At 79.0% G+C, this 899-nt stretch carries 1 protein-coding gene; it reads right to left on the bottom strand.

Translation table 11 applies throughout. The features are described 5' to 3' along the window. Positions 1 to 899 (bottom strand): AAA family ATPase (locus tag DZF91_RS23125; protein WP_147341291.1); only part of this gene is annotated, 899 nt, incomplete at both ends.

Below are 899 nucleotides of genomic sequence, written 5' to 3'. Positions count from 1 at the left end.
GGCGCGGGCCTGGCGGGCGGCGGGCGGGCCGCCCGGGCCGCGCAGCAGGTGGTGCGCGACGGCCTCCACGTCCTCCGGACGGCCGCGTCCGACCAGGTCGGCGATGCGGGCGTGCCAGCGGACGCGCCGGGCGTCCGGCAGGTCCGCGTAGAGGGTCTCGCGGACCAGGGGGTGCGCGAACGCGAGCCGGCCGCGTCCCGGTTCGGCGAGGAAGCTCGCGCGCAGGCCCCGCTCGACCGCGTCCAGCACCCCTTCCTCGTCCCCGGCGAGGGCGATCAGGACGTCGAGGTCGATGTCGTCGCCCAGGACGGCCGCCTGGTTGAGGACGGCGCGCGTCGCGTCCGGCAGGGCGCCGAACCGGTGCCGCAGGACGTCGCGGACTCCGGCGGGCACCTCGTCGAGCGCGCCGTCGTCCTCCCACAGGCGGACCAGCTCGCGGACGAAGAACGGGTTGCCGCCGCTGCGTTCGCGGACCGCCCGCACCGCCTCGTCCGGCAGGGGTCCGCGGGCCAGGGCGCGGACGAGGTGGTCGGTGTCGGAGGGGGCGAGGCCGCCGAGGTAGATCCGGGCGGGTTCGGCGCGGGCGAGGCGCGCCAGCGTCTCGGCGAGCGCGCCGGGGATCTCCCCCGCCCGGTAGGTCCCGACGATGAGGACGCGGCCCCCGGGCGCATCCCCGGACGCGTCCCCGGCCGCGAGGGCGGTCAGCAGCGCGAGGGTCTCCTCGTCCGCCCAGTGCAGGTCGTCGAAGACCAGCAGCAGCGGACGCCGCGCGGCCAGCCGGGCGAGGTGCCCGGCGATCGCGCGGTGCCGCAGGAACCGCGCGCGGAGCGGGTCGAGCCGTTCCGCCTCGGGGACCGCGGGCGGCGGCGGGTGCCCCGCCGCGGTCAGGTCCTGGACGA

It is taken from the genome of Actinomadura logoneensis (assembly GCF_003428695.1).
Taxonomy (GTDB): Bacteria; Actinomycetota; Actinomycetes; order Streptosporangiales; family Streptosporangiaceae; genus Spirillospora; species Spirillospora logoneensis.
Note: the sequence above shows the minus strand (reverse complement) of the source record. Positions and strands in the feature narration are given on the sequence as shown.